This window comes from Terriglobus albidus, assembly GCF_025685425.1.
Taxonomy (GTDB): domain Bacteria; phylum Acidobacteriota; class Terriglobia; order Terriglobales; family Acidobacteriaceae; genus Terriglobus; species Terriglobus albidus.
This window is the reverse complement of sequence record NZ_JAGTAS010000018.1, coordinates 82,020-103,064: the sequence shown is the minus strand read 5'-3', so window position 1 is coordinate 103,064 and position 21,045 is coordinate 82,020. Positions and strand designations below refer to the sequence as shown.

Below are 21,045 nucleotides of genomic sequence, written 5' to 3'. Positions count from 1 at the left end.
TTTGCGATTATTCACTTCTCTGATATCACGCTGCATCGTAGCATGAACGATACTGGCGATGCTTCTACTACAGGAGCAAATTTTGGCTACTTGTGATAGGCACTTCCCTACCGCAGGTATCAACGAATCTTATTCTGCACTGAATGCATAGGGAAAGCAATGTCTTCTAATATTGCGAATTTTATTCCGGTAATTCTCGCGGGCGGCAGCGGTACTCGATTTTGGCCTCGGAGCAGAAAGTCGAGAGCCAAACAGGTCTTAGCACTCGATGGCGAACGAACGATGATTCAACAGACCGTGGATAGGCTCGCACTCATCACGGAGCGCAAAAACATCCATGTCATTACTAACCCGATGCTTGCAGAACAGATCCGCACGCAACTACCGGATGTCCCGACACAGCATATTATCTCTGAGCCGGCGGCTCGCAATACGGCGCCAGCTTGTGGCCTTGCCGCGTTCCTAATTGAGCGCGAGGACCCCGAAACGGTAATAGGGATCTTCCCAGCTGATCACGTCGTAAGAGATGCGGATCGTTTTGCTGCTGCCTTGCAAGCAGGTATCGCCGTCGCTTGGGCAGGAGACAACATTGTTGTTATGGGCGTCCCGCCTACTCGGCCGGAGACTGGGTATGGCTACATCGAGCAAGGCGATGTTGCCCTGCCGACTTATGGTCTGCCTTTGCCAGTGCGGCAGGTACAACGTTTCACCGAAAAGCCGGACAAGCGAACAGCTTCCGAATTTGTAGCTACCGGACGCTATGCCTGGAATAGTGGGATCTTTCTTTGGACTGCACGGACGCTGGTGAATTCACTCCGCGAGCATGCACCACAGATCGCGGCGAAACTTACTGAAATCGCAAGCGCTTTCGGATCTCCTCATTTCGAGGAAGTATTTGCGCGGCTGTACCCGGAATGTGAAAACATCTCTATCGACTATGCAGTGCTCGAGCCTCGTTCCGGCAAAGGCGAACGAGCTTCCGGCATCTTCTGCATCCCCGCGGAGTTCGGATGGAATGATCTTGGCTCTTGGGCGGCACTACACGAACACAGACGATCTATTGCAGCACCTGGCTGCGACCTCCATGGCAACGTGGTTGACGGGTCAGGCCTGGTTTCGCTAAACGCTAGAGGAAACTATGTATACGCCAAGGATCTCACTGTCGCACTTGTCGGAGTCGACGGATTGGTCATTGTGCAGACTGATGACGCTCTCCTGGTCACCACACTGGAATGCTCACAGGATGTCGGCAAAGTAGTAAAGGCGCTGCAAGAGCGAGGAAGAAGAGAAATGATCTGAAGCAATCGGTATCAGTTCCCGTGTTCGCCGAATCAGGTAGATAGATGCCTCGGGTCCAGATTCTGAGGCTGGGTCCTATGTATTTTGTAGCTAATACGGTCTCATTATTTATTATGGAGACGAATCATGGATACTACGTCGGAAATACTTCACGCTCTTCGATCAATCATCATTTGCCTTATCGAGGATAAGAATCAGTTGGTAATCGATGCGATTCCTCAGCCCAATAGGCACACTCTTATCGAAGTGCGTGCGACGAAGCGAGACGCTGGGGCAATCATTGGCAAAGATGGGAGAAATGCACGTGCGCTCCGAACGCTCGTTGGCAGCATAGGTCTGAAGGCAGGGCGTGTTTTTACCCTCGATATCACTCCCCTCTAGCGAAATGAGTCTTAGTTACCTGTTACTCGCTCCTTAGGTCAAGATTTTTATCCCAAGCAATCCTTTTGCGGTGGTATTGCTCGTATTCGAACATTGCCATAGTACCGATATGGTAATTTCTGCCATTGAGGCGGGCTATTAATAAACCTTGGATATCGTAAACCAGCAAGGCATTCGAACAGTGATGCTTGCAGGTGGGATCAATATGCGCCCTCCTACCGGGAACCCCGCACATTGTCCCACTCAATTTAGCTATAGAAGGCGAAACTTAGACACCTGCAGAAGCGCTTCGTTTAAAAATGCCAACGCCCTGCAACGCAATCTTGAGAATCTCCTGGGCGCGGTTAGGAGTATCGGCCACTGCATAGACGCGAAATTCATCTGCATTTCCAGATGGTCGCAAATGCAAGATCTCTCCCTTGCCGGACGTCAGGCGTACACCATCTGTCAGATCGGTTCCTATGAGGCTTTCAAATATATCGGGCACGACAAATAGTAGGGAGCCACATTCGTCTACGCCCACCTGCTTTGATTCTAGTTCCATCGAGATCTCGCGGAGCAAGGAAGCTCCGACGGAACGAGGAATCTCTTTAACTAATCCCGCACAGCCAAAGCGGGGAGGTAACCGGTCGGCCAAAGTCCCAACTGAGGCGTTTTCTCTTTTCGCCAGCAGCAGGGTCGCAACGATAGGCAGAAGTGCATCCCGCGTCGGCAGGGGAGCTAAAGTACCAGAATCAAGCGGGAATTCCGTGCCAACAATGAATCCTCCGTTGGGCTCCCAGCCGCAGACCCGGCTACGGCCGGCAGCTTTCGCTCGTTCAATTGCACTGATTACGTATGGAGATCCAATCTTGGTTTTAGGCAAGAGAGCTCCAGCGAGACTACTTTGATCGATAGCATCGTTACAACTGATCGGTACGGCAATCGCGTCAGGATCCAGGTAGCTCGCGGCAAGGACGCCAAGAATGTCTCCCGGGATGAAACGCAGTCGACCATTTTCACAGCTCAGCAGAACTGGTCTATCCGCATCTCCGTCGGCCGAGACGACGACATCTGCATAAAACCCATTCTTTGCAGCTTCGTCTGCGAGATTCTGCAATGACGACAGCATTTCCTGTTGAAGATTCTCTGTATCAACCGGCAAAAACTCTTCGGTCCTCCCGGTCCTGAGTACATGCGCTCCAAGTTCTTCCAGTATCGCCGGATAGAGATCCCGACCGGCTGAAGAGTGTTCGTAAAAGAGGATCTTGGTCCCCTTCAAAAGCAAGCCTCCAAAGGCATCAACAAAACGATCACGATAGAGATTCGGAAATCCCCGCGTTTCCGAATCAATCTGCCTGAGGGAGCGCAGCATACCGCGATCGTCAAAGATGCTTGAGTTCAGAGAACTCTCATAACAAGCTGAGCGGATCCGGTTCACGTGCTCAGAGATCGGCGCCTCATGCTCCTTCAACAACTCGCCCGTTGACGTATTGAGCTTGTAGCCATTCCAATCGAAAGGAATATGACTTCCAGTCACCATGATGCTTGCTGATCGGTTTTTCCAGCCCGTTAGAGCCAAAGCGGGCGTCGGAAGCACGCCGAGATTCGTAGGATGCAAGCCGGAATCCTCTATAGCAGCAACGACAGCCTGTACGATCCCTCCGCGGCCATCATATTTAGGCATCACGAAACATGAGCTAGGGCGAAGGTCGTACCCCACGAAGACATGATCTCCGGAGCGTATGCCACCATCGACTAAGCCGAGTGTCTTAAGGAATTCTAGCTCACCTCGCACATTGACATAGATCTCAAGCTGAGTGAGGTCTAAAACTTTTCCCCTTCGTCCGCTTGTGCCGAATTTCAGTTCTATTGGAGAGTAGTTGAGCGCGTCGCGTAGCTTGATCATCATCCCTTGCCTGTATGAGAACCTTAAATAATTGAAGTCAGCATCATAGATTATTGCGCTACTCGGTGGAATAGTGCATTAGCTAAGTGCGTATCACCAACTTAGAAGACGTGCACTGCATGCACATGCCCGCATCTCACGTCCGCTTGATGCTGTTTCAATAGCACCCCATGTCATGGTAGGTAAACAAACTCAATGCCTTTGTCAAATTTTCACGAACGATCAGCACGTTGCATTGATTTCTTTTAGACTCACCATAGTCGAAAATCCATTTGGGGGAATTTGGTTTGATGTGGACCTGCACGGAGTGTGGCTATCCTGCAAACTTCTACGATCGATTTTGCGGCTATTGCGAAGCAGAAGAGGCATCTCGTATCCCTTGGTGGTACTCATTCCTTGCTGGAATGCTCGGGCTGCTTGTTTTCTGTTATTTTCGATAGGCCCTACGGTGCTGAATTGGTCTCTTGCTCACGGTCGTAAAGCGTGCTAGCATCTCTTGACATAAACGCTTGGCCGCAAGTACGACAACCTTCTCACACTTGCAATCGTGAGCCAATCATGACATCACACCAGCTCGCTGAGATGTTTTCTGTTCAGTTTCGCGATATTACCGATCCACCAGGATACATCGATCTCGACGGCGAATTGTACCTGTACCGTATCGATGCTCTTCCTCGGGCAGGATGTCTTTGGCGGCTACCTCCATCAAAAAGACAAGTTCGGATTTTACATGTCTCGCATTGCGTAGGCGTCGTCAGAGACCCAAGCGAACCAGACGTTATCGTCTTGTACGAGCGGATTGCAGATCATTCATTTGTTTCGAGAATGCTGTGACATAAGGGCCCTTGCAAGCTAAATAATCACTTTAGAGGGAGTCAAAGAGTTGAGCCTATCCCCAGAGACAAAACTTTTCACGCATGAAGCTCCTGTCGGCGCACATTTGAATTGGAGCAAAGCGCAAAAGGGTTATTTCCACGCAAATCTGATATATCCGGACGGGAGAGAGTCGAACCGTGTCTGGTGCGACGAAGCTCACCTCGCGGCGATTGTTGCGTCCCTGAGTCGAACAACGCCCTCCGTCCCTCGCGGCTCGTGTCCTGTTTCCGTCCCGGAACTTCCCGCTATCATCGGAGCTCTCGGGCTATCTTGAGCGGCATCACCTGTCGTTACGGAAGCAAGCAATCAACAAATCGAGCGAGCTCGACGCCCATTGCTCTTATTCCTATTGCGCTATCGCGGTGTCACTGCGATAGAGAGATGGGCGTCGGAACAGCTTTAGTCCTTACAGGTAATGGGCCGTTGGAGCATTGCGATTTAGAGGTTTTCACCGGCATTTCACTTGAACTTGCCATCCATATCGTTGTAGGATGAAAATGGCAAATTTAGCCGCACGACAAGATTGAAATGCAGGTTTCTGTATTCGCTCGCTTGCGCGTGCTTATTTGACTTGCCATTATTCCTACTAGCCTATGGTTACCTCGTTGGAGAACAACTTGAGTTCGAGGAAGAGTGCGCCGGAAAAAGTGGACGTATTGGATGTTCCAATCGCCGTTCTATCGATGCAGGACGCGATCGACTTCGCCAATACTTGGGATGTGCGTCCCGGAAACGCGCATATGGCCGCTTTCACGACAGTGCACATGGTGGTCGAGGCGCGAAAAGATGAACATCTTCGGGCGATTCTTGCTGAAACAGACATGAACTGCCCGGATGGTGCCCCAGTTGCCTGGATTGGTAACCGCCAAGCAAAAGGCGGGCTGTCACGCACGAGCGGCCCTGACTTTATGCCCGCATTTTGTGCTCAGGGTGTCCAACTCGGCTACCGTCACTTCATTTATGGAGGAGGACCAGGAATAGCGGAGCAAGCTGCGCAAAACCTGCAGACTCATTTTCCGGGTCTTCAAATTTCCGGCTATTATTCTCCCCCGTTCCGTCCTCTGACCGAAGAAGAAGATCGTGAAGTGTGCGAAATGATCAACGACAGCAGCACAGATTTTGTGTGGGTTTGCCTCGGATGTCCGAAGCAAGAAAAATGGATGTTTGATCACAAGAGCAAATTGAACGTGAGAGGTATTTTTGCTGTCGGTTTAGCGGTGGATGTGATGGCCGGCGCCCGTACTCGCGCCCCCCGCGCTCTCGGCTTAATGGGTTTCGAATGGTTATTCCGGCTGATGCAGGAACCGGGGCGACTCTGGAAACGCTATACCTTCACCAATGCTCTTTTCCTAGCCTGGGTTCTTAGGGACATGCTGCGGAATCCATTTGCCGATCTTGGTTCAAATTGAATTACGGGCGCGTTCGATTTGAGCGCGCCGGGAAATCATTTTCGGCGAACCGTACGTCTTTTCCCCACTCTCCCCAAAGAGTAGAACCTCATTTGGCAGTCTCTACAGCGAAATGCATATAGCCCAATCAAGCGCGGGATGACGTCGTATGCTCGAAAGGTTGATTTACGAATATCCGCACCGCGACCACATCGCGGACAACGCAATACAAAGAACCACATGAAGGAATCCCCCATACCAGAGCGGTCTAAGTTGCAGCATTCTGCTGTAGCTGCAGAAAAAATTCTGTATTTTTCTCGACGGTATCACAAGCAACCACAATACGAAAGCAGCGCTAGCATGAAATGCAAAAGACTTCGGGTACCTTCTGGTTGAGTTCGAATTCATTCATCACGATGCAATAGTTTTCAATTGAAATTATCGGGTAGCAACATCTAGGATCAAGCTAGAACATTTTGGAGGATTCAGGTTGGAAGCGCACGCACCCCAAAAGCACTATCTTGCGGAACCCTGTAATGACCTTCTTAGGTAAGATCAGCTATTGCACTTATCTCGTTCATCTTGCTTTGATATATAATTTTCATTCCCAATAGCTGTCTCGCTCACACTGCTTATTGCAACTATCTCATGGTATACCTTCGAGAAGCCGATTCTCAGATTGAATGGTTATTTCGGCTCGTGCAGGAACGGGCCGGTTATGGAAACGTTATACCTTCACCAATGCTCTTTTCCTAGCCTGGGTTCTTAGGGACACACTGCGGAATCCATTTGGTGATCTTGGTTCAAATTGAGCCAGAGCACGCTCTAGGCGTATTAGTTTCATTTCGGTGAGTATTACGCTTTCTCGTATCAAACCTCATTTGACAGTCTCTGCAATGAGATGCCCATAACCCAACTACACGACTATCCGGCTCGATCTTCCCTTCATATACTGCACCAGTTTGGCGCAGGGAGCAGTGAACGCAGACCACATGCACATGCTGGTGAGCGTGCCACCGCAGTTAGCGCCCGCACTATCACATCACGACCTTGGCAGATCTGACGCCGAAGATCTCGAATGCGCTCCACCACCACCCGCGGAGTACTTTGTAGGAATACTTCGTCACCCAAAATCAAGTGGTACTTCACATCCCACACCGCGTGGGGACTTTTGACGGTACTTCCGATTCAACCCCCATCGAACTTCCCGGCCGAGCGATCGCGCGCAAGGCAGATGTGATGGCTACGCGCGAGAACGACGATCTGGATCGTGGGTGAGCGTGACCGATATGAGGGTCTCAGCTTCAAGGTTGAGGACGTGCTCGACCGGCAACCACTCGGGGCACAGTCGCGGGCCATCCTCAGCGCAAGATGGATACGGCCGAGATCCAAGGGGATTGTGCTTGAGCGGTACTTGTGGACTTTTTATAGCGCAGTACTATTGGGCCGCAAGGCTTGTGTTTTGAGTGTCGAGCTGATCGTGCGGTTTCCGCATCGCTAGCCTTTCCAAAAGGCGCCTCTCGACAAAAACGTGAAAGAGGCACCCAACTATGCCGACCAGAACTATTTGCGCCACAAACCATACCGGGATGGGTAGGTGAACGTGCTTATCCAGCGAGAAGCATGCTCGCATGGTGATCGAAAGCAAAGGAAAATGTAGGAGGTAGATCGAATAGGAAGCGTCTCCTAAGAATCTTAGCCATGGTGCCACTTTGATCTTGCCGTCTTGCTCAAGGGTTGCCAGACCATAAATCAACAATGCAAAGCCGACGCCGGAAATGCAACTCGCCAAAGGCCCGTGAACATCGTGAAAAAAACTATAGAGTGTAGAACTTATCCCGATGATGCAAGCTGCAAGATAGCCATATCGGATCCCGTGCTTAAGGGCAAATGCGGCGACCATTCCCATTGCAAAGAGAAGGTGCAGGTAGGAGAGATTTGCCTGTGCAATTGCTCCACCGAACGGTTGAATCGCTTGGACTAAGGAGAGTAATAACCAAGCACCCATGACGAGGGACCCAAGCCGGCGACTCAGTAGCAGAAACGAGAACACCGCGTAGAAAAGAACTTCATGGAAGAGCGTCCAACCAACATTCAGAACTGTTTCGGGACTGCATATATGGACAAGCAAGAAGGACGAAACGATCGTCCAGGGGTCACCGTGGCTCGTCCTCGTAGGGTGTGTCAATACGCCGGGAAGAATTCCCAGCAATACGATCCAGTAGATGGGATAGATGCGGTTGAAGCGCTTGCGCACATAAGTCAAGGCCGTTCTTGGCTTCCCGATATCTTTCCAGTGAGCCAAAAGGATCACTGCCCCTGAAAGAACGAAAAAGAACTGAACCCCAAGCGCACCGAAAAAAAAGAGATCCTTATAGATTGGGATGTGCCAAAATCGAGCATCGGCCCCGACATAGTCTCCAGCGTGATGAATTACTACGAGCACTGCCGCAATTCCGCGACCTGCTTGCAGAGTTTCGAACCGTGGTTTTCCGAGTGTGCTCGCCATAATTCTGATGTTTTGCAGAAGAGTATACATAATTAGGTCCACCGGACATAACGAAGAATGTGTTTCGCAGGGCGATCGCATTTGAAACGCACGGAGTGAGCCCGGTTGCTCAATGCAACCCTCACCACGCTGTCGCTTGGCTCGAAGGTCTGCTCAACTATCCCGACGCTTCTCGCTATCCAACGCCGCCTTACCTCACAACCCATGAGGTATAAGGGTGAACGGAGGAGCTATCCCATGGAACTGCAGACGCTCGGCATCGAGCTTGGCAAGACGAGTTTTCACGTGGTCGGACTTGATCTTCATGGCTGCGTAGCGGTGCGGAAAAAAATGTCGCACACCCCAACTCTTGCGCTTCACCGCGAACCTGCGTGTCGAAGTGATAGGCATGGTGGCCTGCGCGGAGGGGCATTTCTGGGTCGGACACTTCAACAGGAAGGCACTCCATTATGTGGAGCCGTTCGCCAAGACGAACAAGAACGACTTCATGGATGCCGAGGCGATCACCGAAGCTGTTACGCGCGATCGACAATGCGTTTCGTTCCGATCAACACAGATGATCAAGAATGTCTGAATCTAGTTGTTTCTTGTTGAGATCACAGTCAGATGCCGGTGGAGAGCGCGCCGCTACCTCTATTCCCTCACCGGTTCGGTCAAAATGAACAGCATCGATCTGGAACTCTATCGCCGCGACGCCCGCCGAAAGACATCCGTCAAATTGAGCAGGAACGCATTCTAGACGCATTTTCAGTGAGTATTAAGGCCTTTTTCGATTCTCCCAAAAGCGTAAAACCTTATTCGACAGCCCGGGCGGCGAAATGCACATAATCCAATTAAGCGAGGAATGGCATCGTACATCGATGCCCTCAAAACTGTGACTCGCAAGTATCGACACCACTGCTACACCGCGGACAACGCAATGCAAAGAACCTCATGGAAGGAATCCCCCCATACCAGAGCGGTCTGAGTTGGCAGAATGCTTGTAGTAATTCGCAAGCTAAATTTTTTAAAATGGCTATTTTATCTACAGAATAACATTCTGGAAATCCATTGGCTATCCGTATCCAGAATGCTAACGGAGCTTCCTTCGAAGAAGGGAATTAGCAGGTGTCCAAAAATGTTGTTGAATTCATATATATAATGCATGGCGCAACAATTCTGACGTGCCTACAGGCTCGTCTTCAATTTAAGGATCTGCAATCCAAAATTCAGCGATGACAGATGCTTGACATAGTAGTGACTGCTATCGTTCTCTGTCCCCAGCAATCCACCTAAGGAAATATCTCACTAGAGTCAACAAAAGCATGGGCAACCCTATGAACAGACCCGCAAAAAAATAAACCAAAACTTCGCCCAATTTAGGCCGATATCGAGATTCCCGCATCGCGCTAAAATGAAGCCAAAGAGCTGAGACGAGATTGATGACAGCCAAGAGAGCTACGCGTACTCCAAACGATAGATGCATCACGTCCCTTTACCAGTTAACTGAATAGTTAAGCCCCACTTCCCATCAAGAATTCGCGAAATCCTTTTCTGCGGCCCTCCGATTGCAATTTATACGAGATAAGCGCGTCGTGGTTTAACCAGTATGGAACGTTCTAGGTAGTACTGCACTCCGATCAGGGATTGCTGGCGAAGGCGGGATCTCTAGAAAATTTTGCACATTTTTCGTTGCCCTGACGTAATCACGGCGTCCTATTGAACGAGCCACCAGGCTCCCATCGCCTGGCGGCTTCAAGGTCTAGGCACTTATAGGAGTCCGGCCCGGTACGAAGAGTGTTTTTGCTGGGTGCTGTAGGTGACGATGATGATTCAAAACGATACACTTATTGTGGTTTTCGTAGGACACTGAGAATGCACGTATCGAGCTCAGGACACAAACCTAGAGATCTTAATGGAGGAATAAATGTTCGAATGCGAAGTTCGCAGGATCGGTAGACTTCTGCTCGCTGCCTGCGCTGTCAGCCTTGGGGTCACCGGGCTGCAAGCGCAGACGGCTCCGGCGGCTCCGTCGGAACCCAACCCGTCGCGCGCTGATATTTTCCTGGGATACTCGTACTTCGGTACGCATAGCCCGATCAAGCCTGCCAACATCCAGTACAGCTCCATCGACCTTGGTGCGATTGGTAGCGGCGCCTACTACTTCAATAAGTATGTTGGCGGCGAGGTCGTTTTCGCCGCCCATCCAGATGGCAAAAATGACGGCCTGTATACCATTTCTGCGGGTCCGATCTTCCGTTATCCCGCGCAGAACTTTACGGTGTTCGCGCATGGCCTGGTTGGTGGAGCGAAGCTCGGTGGTCCCAACAGCCATTCGCCACTGTATTGGAATGACTACAAGTGGGGTACGGCTCTGACAGCGGGCGGCGGCATGGATTACGACACCCCTCTGTTCAACCACAAACTGGGAATTCGCCTCTTCCAGGCGGATTATCAGTACATCCATGACAACTTTGGTCCTGGAGGTAACGGTACCAACGGAGCCCCAGTGGGTGGGCGCGCTAATATCAGCGCTGCCCAGTTGAGCAGCGGTCTCCTCTGGCACATTGGCAGCATCGTTCCTCCGCCGCCGGTGACCTACTCCTGCGTTGCGTCGCCTGCGACCGTTTTCCCGGGGGATCCCGTTACGGTGACTGGTACCGCCGCAAACCTGAACCCCAAGAAGACCGCGACGTATAGCTGGACCTCTGATGCTGGCAATGTTTCCGGTACTTCCAGCACCGCGAACGTTGACACCAAGTCGCTGAACCCTGGCAGCTACACCGTCAAGGGGCACGTGGAAGAGGGCAAGAAGGTTGGCCAGTTTGCTGACTGCTCGGCTCCGTTCACGGTCAAGGCCTTCGAGCCGCCGACCATCAGCTGCTCGGCCAGCCCGTCCAGCGTTCGTCCGGGTGAGTCTGCGACGATCACTGCGAATGGCGTCAGCCCGCAGAACCGTCCTCTGACCTATAGCTACAGCTCGACCTCCGGTTCGGTTTCCGGCAACGGAACCTCCGCGACCCTGAGCACCGCCGGCGCTGCGCCTGGCACCCTTACCGTCACCTGCAACGTGGTTGACGATAAGGGCCAGACCGCTTCGGCTACGACCTCGGTCAGCGTTGTTGCTCCGCCGCCGCCGCCGGCTCCGAAGACCTCGAGCCTCTGCACGGTCAACTTCGAGCGCGATAAGAAGCGTCCGACCCGTGTTGATAACGAGGGCAAGGCTTGCCTCGATGACGTTGCTCTGAACCTGCAGCGCTCGTCCGATGCCAAGGTTGCTCTGGCCGGCTCCGCCGACGCAAAGGAGAAGCACGGTGACACGGTAGCTTCCGAGCGTGCTCTGAACGCCAAGGAGTACCTGGTGAAGGATAAGGGTATCGACGCTTCCCGCGTTGCCACCTACACCTCCACCACCGAGGGCAAGACCGTCACCACCACGCTGATCCCTGCTGGCGCTACCTTCAGCACCAGCGGCCTCACGGAAGTGACTGCGCCGGTCAAGCCTGCGAAGCCTGTTCGCAAGCACGCTGCCAAGAAGAAGTAAAACGAACCTATAAAGGCTAAGGGCCGACTGGCGATATGCCAGTCGGCCCTTTTTTATCGCATTCAGCTACCTAGGGCAGCCCACTACCTGTTTCAGGGCATCATTAAAGGCGTAGTGATTCATCTCCTTGATTAACGCCTGATTAAATGAGCTTTTTCTCAAAAATATATAGACAGCACCGCAGATGTACTTGAGAATGAAACTGGGTAGTACATTAGTTTCGAACTCCGCAACGCCTCTCATTTAAATTGAGAGGCGTCTTTTTGGATAAGGCGGTCAAACGGGAAATATCGACACTATACCAGCCGGATTTTCTATTTGAAGCGGCTCTATTTTGCGTATCTAGTGCCGATCTCCCAGAGAAACTCCGGCGTCAAGAACACGCTGCTGCCAAGCGTTACGTTCCACCGCTTCGGCGGATTGGCTTAGTGCTCCGTTAACCCAGCACGGGTGATCCAGAGAGTTACCACTCACGGAATTAGCTAGCTCGTCGGATACACTCGGGATGTTGAAGTCAGAATCTACTGGCGTCCCACCCTTCGCCACGATTAGGCCGCCGGTGTTCGCCGTTATTTTATTATTATAATATTGGTGCGTTTTATAGTAATTCCACATTCCATACGCTGCCCCCATAAAATTCAACCAGTTACCCTGCCCATCCTGGCCGCATGAAACCACTCTATTATTGTGCACGGTTATATCATGACCGGCCGCGACAGAGATACCGAAACCTGCGCTCCGTACGACGACATTCTTTGCGACATCGATGAATCCATTGGCTAGAGATGGATCATTGGTGTCCCCATCGAACTGGATGCCGCCCCCCGTGTACCAAGTGGAAAGCCCAGGAGCCAAGGCACCTTCGATATAGTTATCATGAACGGAAATCAAATGAGACGAATCCGCACCATGACTCTGGTAAAAGCTTATTACATCCTCGATTGATGAATTCCCAACAGAGTTTATGATCTGATTCCAGGATATCTCGCCACCATTTATGGCGGCATCGCCGTTTAGCATAATAAAATGTCCAAGAACGCGCTTGTCTTTTAGATATCCGCCTTTGCCATCGCTAACTCGATCATCCATGTCGATGGCGATGTTGCGCGAAATCGTAAGGTTTGTAAGCTTCGAGCCTGCGATATAGATCCCGAAGCTCGCGGAGCGCATAGTACAGTTCCTCACAACTACACTATTCATTGCTTCAGCATCGAGAAACTTACCTTTTGCCTTTCCACTTATGCCAGGCTCCAATGCCGTTCCGGTCGTGCTCGTGAGAGTCAAATTTGCTCCCTTTGTACCCCCAAAAACCTTGATTAAGGTACCGCGGCCAGTTACAGTCGAGTTGGTAATCGTTACCGCTTCGTCCGTAACAATCGTGACGGCAGGAGTATCTGGATCATTGCTACTCCAGTCACCTGAATACACACCGCCGTGAGTTATTCGGATGGCGCGTGGATTCTTGGGTGCGGTGACAGTAGCTGTCGCGATAGCTTCCATCTTTGCACAAACAGCAGTTACCGTTGCGGATCCTGGCGTCACACCGCTGAAACTACCCGAGCTTCCTCCCTTGAGGACTGAGTCATCGTTTGATGCCCAATCACATGAACTTGGGCTCAAGGAGTCGTTTGCACCAGTGCTCGGATTGACTTTGACGGGAATGAAACTAACGGTCGCATCTACCGAAGAGGTGGCTGTGACGGGTGACAGTTCGAGATAGCTTAGGCCACTTGAGCCAGCGCCACCGCCGCTCGTAGAACCGCCCCCACTCGAAGTGGATGTTGTTGTCGCAGAAGCGGCCGATGCCAAATATGCTGAAGTCACACCAGAGCCGCACCCAGATATACAAATGGAAGATGGGAGTCCCAGAAGGATCGTCAACAAGAGCATATGGAAAGAGTATCGCAGCGTCGCCATGGAAACTTCATCGGACGCCCATGAATCCGCCTTCTCCCTTGTCCGGAAATCGGACAAAGCCATCGGCGGAAAAGATTGCAATCGAGCAGAGGAGCGTGCTTTCATCACAGAGATCCTGGCCAGCGTGGATCACATAACGCTGGTGGCTCCTGACGGAAGCAATCCGAACACCAGATGTAGCCAGATCAAGATCGCAAGGCGGCCTTTCCACATTGGTAGGCATCTAAACGCAAGATCCTGGCAACAGACAGGAGACCGCTGCGGAATCTTCTGAGGTGCCGGCTTTGGCTAAGAAATCAGCCATTTCCGCACTCACACATTGATGTTCGCGAAGACCCTAAAAGGGTCTCAAAATAGGCGATCTGGACGTCAATAATGAAAAGATGTAATCGAACCGAACTATCGCTCCGCCTATTCATGGGTAAACATCCGTATACGGTTGTCCACTCACTGTTACAGTTGAATTGGTTATGTGTGTGCTACTTCCGTCACTTACTCTGGAGAAAGTATGTGCTTGATTGCACACTGCGGATCAGCCGACCATACGATCATGATTGATCGATTGCTGGAAGCACGGATATGACGTTTTACACCCGTTGCCCAACAGCCCACGAACTTCTAGAAACAGTCGAATGGCCCAACAAAGTGAAATTCAGTAAAGATGAACGCGGACCACAGATTGGCTGCATCTATCGAAAGAGCGGATGGCTTCTGAACGTCGGGAGGCGCAGACTTAGTTGAAACGTTTGGACTTGCCTTTGGAGCAAATTTGCTACCGTACTCATTGTTCTTTTTGCGGTCTCCGTTTCGAAGTCTGCCAAGCGGCTTCGCGTATTCCTTTGCCGCTCCTACAGATTGGGATGGGCGTCGCTCTAGCGGGCTTCCATGTGCACACGCCCCCGGAACTGGAGCTTTTCTGGTGCGTTTTGTCGCTCCCCCGGCTTAGATGGGCGAGTCTTTATCACGCTCGGAGGCGCGTGTATTGAGGACGCCGATCATGCAGAGGCATAGAGGAGTCGTTTCTTTGCCGTCCGATTCCTTCTATGCCACCCGGCGCATGCTTCGCTCTGGCTGGGGTTATCTCCGACCGATCCTGTCGCCATTTCCGGCCTTATGCTGCCGACCCGCCTGCTGCACCTTGTAGAAGGCGGAGGCCTTGATAATGATGCGACAGGACTCGTGTCTGCTCTTCGCGAGAATCGCTGGGTTGACCCGGCCATTTCTCGCCTCCTCATGCCAGGCTCAGCTTCCTAACTGTCGCACTGGAAAATTTGGCGGTTGGTTCGTTTCGCAGCTTCATTCTCACGTCTGCGGAGAGACGGGTTAAGAGAACGATCGGGCCCACTCCGCTGCGCGACCCTGCAAGAAACCTTGAGGTCATTGATTCGAGGCGAAGTCCATTTCTTTGATCGCCCGTCGATGACCTGCTCTCCGATCATAGAGAATCGCTTTCTATAAAGAACGGGCCAGCGAGATATTCATTTGTTGATTTTTTTGTGGAGGCATTTTCGCTTGACGAGGCGCAATGTGTCCGATAAAAAGCCAATGCTGCCTCGCCGAGCCGGGTTGGTAAGTCAACCCAGGAAGATAAACGTCGACGTGTGAACGGAGTTCTACAGGTGACTCGATTGGGGATGTGTCGGACGGTTCTTCCGGAACGGAATGGCAAGTACAAGGCGCCCACGAGCAGTACAAGACAAGACCGGACTTTACGGACAAGGCTGAGGGCTGACGACAAAAACCTCATCCGCTGACCGGCGAAGATGAGCTGCCGCTGGAATTCCCTCTCTGAGGCCAAGGCGGCGGACGCACGCAGTCACTTGTACTGCTGGAGCAACGAAAGCACAAATCGTCATCGCAGGTAAGGCTATGGCAGCCGTCCTCCTCAAAGCTATGGAACCACAGCCGTTATCCCCCTCCAACGGAGGGCTACAAAGAACTGCGATCAAGCCTTTACATGCTCGGAAACCTATCGAACGATGCGTGATAGGCTCAAGTTCAGACGATTCACTACAAGATACTGCAAAATACAAGTCTGTTCGCCGCTACCGCTCACGCCAGGTTGCACGTGGATACACCTTGAGCAATTTAACAGTCCACCCGGTTGGGCACCTCGAGCCCCGCACCGTTGTGCTTGCGCAGACGGACGGCCACCAAGTCGAGGAAGCAGCGCCATACGATACACTGGCTCTGTCCGCACTCATTCATATGAAAAAAGTTCTGCACATCCTCAGCAGCCTACAACGCTCCGGCATGGAGATGATGCTACTTTGCAGCTACCCAGAGTGGATTGAAAATGGCTACAAGTGCGATATTTTGGCAACCGCATCTGATCGCGGCATCTTGGCCGACGACCTTCAATCTGCCGGCTACTCCATTCATCATCTGCCGTTTCGAGGCAGATTGAGATATTTACCAAGTGTAAATTTTATGCTCGGATATTGGAGGCTCTGCCGTTCTGGATACGATATCGTGCACATCCATACGGAAGCCGCGACACCACTCTTCGCCCTCATCGCAAAGCTGGCAGGAGTTGGCCAACTCGCTATTACACCGCATAATACGTTTCGCTTTGCGGGCGTTCTTCGTCTTCGAAAGTATATGGAACGGGCGTTTCTTCGTCGGTTAGGTGCTCACTACGGCATGATCAGTGAAGATGTGTCCAAGTGTGAAGAAGAGCTCTATAACAACAGAGGAACGAGAACTGTAAACTGGTATAACTCGAATCACTTCATTCCAGGTGCTGAGATTGACAGGTCAAAGGCTCGAGAGCTTTTGCAAATCTCGGAGGAAACTGTCGTCATCGTTTCTGTCGGTAACTGCAATAACGCAAAAAATCACGAAGCGCTATTGCGGGCTATTCCTTTGCTGCCGGCAGATATCCCAATCGTCTATTTTCATCTCGGCAAAGAACCGGCCGAAAACCCTGAGCGCGGCTTGGCCGTATCGCTGGGGATAATAGACCGGGTTCAATTTATGGGGACGCAAAAGGACCCCCTGTTCTTCTTCAGAGCTGCAGATATCTTCGTAATGCCCTCACTATGGGAGGGGATGCCAATCTCGGCAATTGAAGCGATTGCAGCGGGAGTACCCTCGGTACTGGCCAATGTAGCAGGACTTAGGGAAGTTGCTTCTTATGCTAAAAATATCTTGCTTGTCACTCCGGAACCTGTTTTTCTCGCACAAGGTATACAAAAGATTGCCACAATGGCCAAAGCTGAGCGACTCTCGAAGGCGCTTGAGGATAGCAACCGTATTCGTACAACTTTTTCCATTCAGAACGGCGTGAAGAGCGTTGTTGTGGGACTCTACAATCGCATATAACAGTTTTAGCTTTCGCAATAGGACCACCGATCGAACTCTCCAGGACGAAACCGTTACCGCCTGGCCCGACGAAAACAGAAGTCGACGAATAGCGTTAGCATAATGATCAATACCTCTTCCAATGGACGGCTCCAGCAGCTAGATGGCATTCGCGGGATCGCGATCATTCTTGTTTTCGCGGTGCATACCTATTTTCTCAGTTGGGGATGGATTGGAGTACAAATCTTCTTCGTGCTTTCTGGTTTCCTCATTACGGGAATTCTGAGACGAGCACGTAATGACGAAGCATTTTGGGCGCCGTTTTATGTGAAGCGTGCTACCAGGATTCTTCCCCCTCTTCTCGTGGCAGTTGCCGCAGCGGCACTCTTTTACCATATTCCATGGCACAGCATTGGAATATATGATCTATTCTTTTTAGCAAATGTCGCTGAGACCCTGCACCGCGGTCAGTCAAAGGGGCTGAGTGTTCTTTGGTCTCTCGCGGTTGAAGAACACTTTTATTTTATCTGGCCATTCGCTGTTCGCTATCTAAAGCGAGGGCGGCTAATCGCAATCCTCGGAACTCTGATCATTTTTGAACCAATTATACGGGCTATCGCGACCCCCCTGGTTCACACTTTTTGGCCCATCTTCTTTCTTACTCCATTTCAACTAGATGGCCTCGCGGTGGGAGCCCTATTGGCGTTGCTTTTAGAGAGCGACCGCATCTCCCATATTCTGCGCCGTTGGTGTAACTTATCACTGCTCTTAAGCATCGCCATTTATATAGCGCTCTCCGCATTTTTACCAAGCTTTCAGCGCGCGGCAAACTCGATTTTGTTCAACTCGCTGGGGTACTCGATCATCTTGTGGATGGCGACGAGTCTGATAGCATATGTTATTTTGCGGCCTACCTCCCAGCTTACGCACATCTTGGCCACCCGCCCTCTCGCGTTCATTGGCCTCATTAGTTATGGGATTTATCTTTACCATCCACTTATAATTGACGGTCTTGTGTGGATCGGCGTTCGTCACGGGGTGAAGCATCTAAGACTTCTAATGCCATTGCAGGCAATACTTGTCATGATTGCGAGTTGGCTGTCGTACACATATTATGAGGCCTCATTTATCGCATGGGGAAGAAACGCAGCGCGAGCAGGAAAGAACCATGCATCTCGAGGACTCAAAGGGGAAGATGCATCAGAAGTAGAGCCCCTGCGGACGGCAAAATCGTCTTAACGCTTCCCTCTCACGTTCTGCTGAGCATACCCCCAAACTGGGCCCGAAAGATAATTCTCTGAAATCTTTTGGGAATGAGGGCCATCAGTTGCGGCGATTTTCTCAAACTAGGCCCGAGAAAGAACGAGCCGAAAAGCATTAAGGCCGTCATCATGACGACGCCAACGCCCAATAGAACCAGCACTAATTTCACAAATTGATTTTCAATATTTAATACAAGCAGGAGCAACTTTGCGGTTCCTGCCGTAACGACCGACATCACAACCGCGGAATACGAACACTCTAGCAAGTCTCTCCAGCGACTTCCGATCTCTCGGTTTACCGCTGAGACTAACAGGAATAGCCTTATTGCATAAACCAGAAGCACCGTCCAACTAAGCGCAAGCACGGAAATCCGAGCGCTCGACACATAGGCGATCACCGCTATGACTACCGCAACGAATTGTGAGCGAAATTCCCTCCCCGGGCGTCCTCGTGCGGCGAGGAGCGGTCCTGAAATGGCCATAACGGCGTTGAGGGCCATGGCAAGAGCGATGGGGCGGACATAACCGATGGCAGGTGCCCATTTCTTTCCGTAAAGACCTATTACGACAACGTCGGCGGATACCGATACCGCGGCTAGTATCGGCAAGAGAGCAAATAAGAGAAGGCCAAATATTGAGGCATACAATGATCGGAGCTTCGTTTCTTCCTGTTGCACACGCGAAAACGCGGGTAACAACACCTGCAATAACCCAAACGTTATATTGTCGGCCATGCTTGCCAAGGTAAAGGCTCTACTATAGAAACCCAGTAGAACAGGACCCGAGGTTCTGCCAACGACTGTGTTATCCAGGTTGACGATTCCCCAACTGCATAGATTTGCCGCTAACACACGAAAGCCAAAGGTCAAGAGGTGCAGTCGCGAAAACTCGAAAAGTGGGCGTAACGAATGACGAGACCTGACATAAGTAAGAATGCTGTTTATAAGTGCCTGAGACAGCCACGCTACTACAAGGCTCCAAATGTCACAATGCAATAGCGCCATGGGAATGCCGATTCCGACATAAGCGATAACATATGAAATGATCGTGTTCGCTTGGATTACGTGCGCGTCTTGCTTCCGATTTAGTAATGCTGTCGACGTTGCGCCAAACGCCTGCAGCACGAATAGAATAGAAAATACTCTGAGAAGGAGGGTGATCTTGGGGTCGTGAAAAAAAACAGCCCATAATGGTGCAGATGCTATCAGTCCGAGCATAAGCAAACTTCCGACGATCATCTGACACGTGAAGCAGAATCTAACATCCGCTTCCTCCAGGTTATCTTTCTGGATCAAAGCAGATGCAAGACCTATACTTGACAGGAGATTACCGAGACCAAAGACAATCATGGCAACAGCCAGCTCTCCAAATGGCCGTGGTCCCAAAAGGCGAACCAACAGAGTGTTAACGCCGAAGGATAAGCCAATCTTGGTAATAATGCCCACGTAATTCCATTTCAATGCTCGGGCAGTCTTCTTTGTGAGATTCTCTTGGCCTGACATATCAAAAATCCGCTAATTACCTATTGACACGGTGAACTTTTTGGGAACAACGCCATAGGACAACAAGTTGAAGGCTTGGTTGGCAGACGCCAGCTTATGCTCCAAAGCATGTACCAATCCTGGCGGCAATTTTCCCGCGAGGCTGATTGGCCAACCCTGGATTATTCCAGAGCCTTCCTTCTCCCAAATGGCTCTACACGCTTCTTGATAGGCAAGCCGTGTCGGCGAGTTATCCATTTGCTGTGAAGTCTCGTGTCCCCATAATGTATATGCTTCGTGTAGAAGCGACAGCTGTGGTTCATACCACGCATAAAGCCCCCCTGAAAGAAAACTCGCTACCAAGCTATAAGACGAAACCGAACATATTCGAAAATCAGCCATCGCCATGAGAGCCAGATCGCTGGTCTCAGATAGCTCAGGTCGCCCCTCCTGGCCGGGGTTGAATCTGGCGACTGCTTCCTGAAACTCGGGGCCTTGTCGGTCCGTGAAGAAATGAAATTGAACTTTATCCTTAAATGTATGACTAAGTGATTCGCAGATGTTTAGATACCACTCCAAGGGAAGCTTCATATTGAAACGTCCTCGGAATTCTGATGTCGCTCCTGGGTCCTGAAAGTCATTCCCCACTCGCATATGCACGGCGACAAATAACTTGCCTGGATCTAACCGAGACGTCACCCTATAGATATTAGATAGGGCATTCTTGCTGCCTAATAGCTTCTGCCAAATGAAAGGACGTGCATCCCGGATCGCCAAATACCCGCCATACATCCCCCCAACGGAGACGATGAAGGAACTACGATGGTCGAGGTGTTTTTCTTGAGACCACTTTTCTATCGCTGCTCCAAAATTTAGTTCGCCACTGGCTCTATAATCAGCCTCCTCAAACCGATACGTGGCGAGTCGATATAAGAGGTCTTCTAGTACAAAGTCGAACCGGGATGTCTGAAAGTTCCGGTAGTAGCGTCGAGCATTGATGCCCCAACCGGGTCCAATCAACTTCGCACCTAGCACTTGACTCGCTATATAGCCTTTACTCCACGCCATGATCTCATTGCCAAGTCCTTCACCACGCCGCCCAGTCCGTCGAGCAACGACAAATCTCATATTTTCCTCCTCGATCTTAGATTAGAACTGGTGACAACTATGGCAACGACGACTAAGCCTAACGTCTGATGAAGAATTCATGGAACAGTT

13 protein-coding genes are annotated in these 21,045 nt (G+C 51.1%); 7 read left to right on the top strand and 6 right to left on the bottom strand.

Annotated elements, in window-relative coordinates; genetic code table 11:
- Positions 1-159: 159 nt before the first annotated feature.
- Together OHL21_RS00490 and OHL21_RS24420 are read left to right on the top strand one after the other, a co-directional pair.
- On the top strand, positions 160-1,299 hold the full coding sequence (locus OHL21_RS00490; protein ID WP_263415288.1) for a mannose-1-phosphate guanylyltransferase: 1,140 nt from the start codon (positions 160-162) through the stop codon (positions 1,297-1,299).
- Between the two features lie 126 nt (positions 1,300-1,425).
- Positions 1,426-1,680, top strand: a complete 255-nt coding sequence (locus OHL21_RS24420; RefSeq protein ID WP_399256793.1) for a KH domain-containing protein — start codon at positions 1,426-1,428, stop codon at positions 1,678-1,680.
- A 268-nt stretch (positions 1,681-1,948) separates the two neighbouring features.
- On the opposite strand, the gene OHL21_RS00485 is transcribed toward OHL21_RS24420, so the two are convergent.
- Positions 1,949-3,571 carry a phosphohexomutase domain-containing protein gene (locus tag OHL21_RS00485; RefSeq protein WP_263415287.1) on the bottom strand — a complete coding sequence of 541 codons (1,623 nt, stop codon included), beginning with the start codon at positions 3,569-3,571 and terminating at the stop codon, positions 1,949-1,951.
- Positions 3,572-5,061: 1,490 nt separating this feature from the next.
- Between OHL21_RS00485 and OHL21_RS00480 the strand changes: the two genes are divergently transcribed.
- A complete protein-coding gene (locus OHL21_RS00480) occupies positions 5,062-5,853 on the top strand; it encodes a WecB/TagA/CpsF family glycosyltransferase (protein ID WP_263415286.1) in 792 nt (263 codons plus the stop codon).
- Between the two features lie 1,417 nt (positions 5,854-7,270).
- On the opposite strand, the gene OHL21_RS00475 is transcribed toward OHL21_RS00480, so the two are convergent.
- On the bottom strand, positions 7,271-8,371 hold the full coding sequence (locus tag OHL21_RS00475) for an acyltransferase family protein (protein WP_263415285.1): 1,101 nt from the start codon (positions 8,369-8,371) through the stop codon (positions 7,271-7,273).
- Between the two features lie 165 nt (positions 8,372-8,536).
- The gene (locus OHL21_RS00470) at positions 8,537-8,680 is read right to left on the bottom strand and encodes a hypothetical protein (protein ID WP_263415284.1); all 144 of its coding nucleotides are present in this window, start codon (positions 8,678-8,680) and stop codon (positions 8,537-8,539) included.
- 10 nt (positions 8,681-8,690) lie between these two features.
- Between OHL21_RS00470 and OHL21_RS00465 the strand changes: the two genes are divergently transcribed.
- Entirely contained in the window at positions 8,691-8,915 is a 225-nt protein-coding gene (locus OHL21_RS00465) for a hypothetical protein (protein WP_263415283.1), read from the top strand.
- A 1,332-nt stretch (positions 8,916-10,247) separates the two neighbouring features.
- Entirely contained in the window at positions 10,248-11,864 is a 1,617-nt protein-coding gene (locus OHL21_RS00460) for a hypothetical protein (RefSeq protein WP_263415282.1), read from the top strand.
- A gap of 342 nt (positions 11,865-12,206) precedes the next feature.
- On the opposite strand, the gene OHL21_RS00455 is transcribed toward OHL21_RS00460, so the two are convergent.
- Positions 12,207-13,886 carry a right-handed parallel beta-helix repeat-containing protein gene (locus OHL21_RS00455; protein WP_263415281.1) on the bottom strand — a complete coding sequence of 560 codons (1,680 nt, stop codon included), beginning with the start codon at positions 13,884-13,886 and terminating at the stop codon, positions 12,207-12,209.
- Positions 13,887-15,650: 1,764 nt separating this feature from the next.
- On the opposite strand from OHL21_RS00455, the gene OHL21_RS00450 reads away from it, so the two are divergent.
- Both OHL21_RS00450 and OHL21_RS00445 read left to right on the top strand, forming a co-directional pair.
- A complete protein-coding gene (locus tag OHL21_RS00450; RefSeq protein ID WP_263415280.1) occupies positions 15,651-17,105 on the top strand; it encodes a glycosyltransferase in 1,455 nt (484 codons plus the stop codon).
- A 102-nt stretch (positions 17,106-17,207) separates the two neighbouring features.
- Positions 17,208-18,323 (top strand): acyltransferase family protein, encoded by a 1,116-nt coding sequence (locus OHL21_RS00445; protein ID WP_263415279.1) that lies wholly within the window; start codon positions 17,208-17,210, stop codon positions 18,321-18,323.
- Positions 18,324-18,333: 10 nt separating this feature from the next.
- Here the strand turns inward: OHL21_RS00445 and OHL21_RS00440 are convergent, their stop codons facing one another.
- Both OHL21_RS00440 and OHL21_RS00435 read right to left on the bottom strand, forming a co-directional pair.
- Complete coding sequence (locus tag OHL21_RS00440; protein ID WP_263415278.1) at positions 18,334-19,848, bottom strand: lipopolysaccharide biosynthesis protein; 1,515 nt, start codon at positions 19,846-19,848, stop codon at positions 18,334-18,336.
- 12 nt (positions 19,849-19,860) lie between these two features.
- The gene (locus OHL21_RS00435) at positions 19,861-20,955 is read right to left on the bottom strand and encodes an O-fucosyltransferase family protein (protein ID WP_263415277.1); all 1,095 of its coding nucleotides are present in this window, start codon (positions 20,953-20,955) and stop codon (positions 19,861-19,863) included.
- Positions 20,956-21,045 lie beyond the last annotated feature (90 nt).

Bases quoted from the DNA above. Each gene is read 5' to 3' on its own strand.
- OHL21_RS00490 (WP_263415288.1), top strand. From the start codon at position 160: ATGTCTTCTAATATTGCGAATTTTATTCCGGTAATTCTCGCGGGCGGC.
- OHL21_RS24420 (WP_399256793.1), top strand. From the start codon at position 1,426: ATGGATACTACGTCGGAAATACTTCACGCTCTTCGATCAATCATCATT.
- OHL21_RS00485 (WP_263415287.1), bottom strand. From the start codon at position 3,571: ATGATGATCAAGCTACGCGACGCGCTCAACTACTCTCCAATAGAACTG.
- OHL21_RS00475 (WP_263415285.1), bottom strand. From the start codon at position 8,371: ATGTATACTCTTCTGCAAAACATCAGAATTATGGCGAGCACACTCGGA.
- OHL21_RS00460 (WP_263415282.1), top strand. From the start codon at position 10,248: ATGTTCGAATGCGAAGTTCGCAGGATCGGTAGACTTCTGCTCGCTGCC.
- OHL21_RS00455 (WP_263415281.1), bottom strand. From the start codon at position 13,886: ATGAAAGCACGCTCCTCTGCTCGATTGCAATCTTTTCCGCCGATGGCT.
- OHL21_RS00450 (WP_263415280.1), top strand. From the start codon at position 15,651: ATGGCAGCCGTCCTCCTCAAAGCTATGGAACCACAGCCGTTATCCCCC.
- OHL21_RS00445 (WP_263415279.1), top strand. From the start codon at position 17,208: ATGATCAATACCTCTTCCAATGGACGGCTCCAGCAGCTAGATGGCATT.
- OHL21_RS00440 (WP_263415278.1), bottom strand. From the start codon at position 19,848: ATGTCAGGCCAAGAGAATCTCACAAAGAAGACTGCCCGAGCATTGAAA.
- OHL21_RS00435 (WP_263415277.1), bottom strand. From the start codon at position 20,955: ATGAGATTTGTCGTTGCTCGACGGACTGGGCGGCGTGGTGAAGGACTT.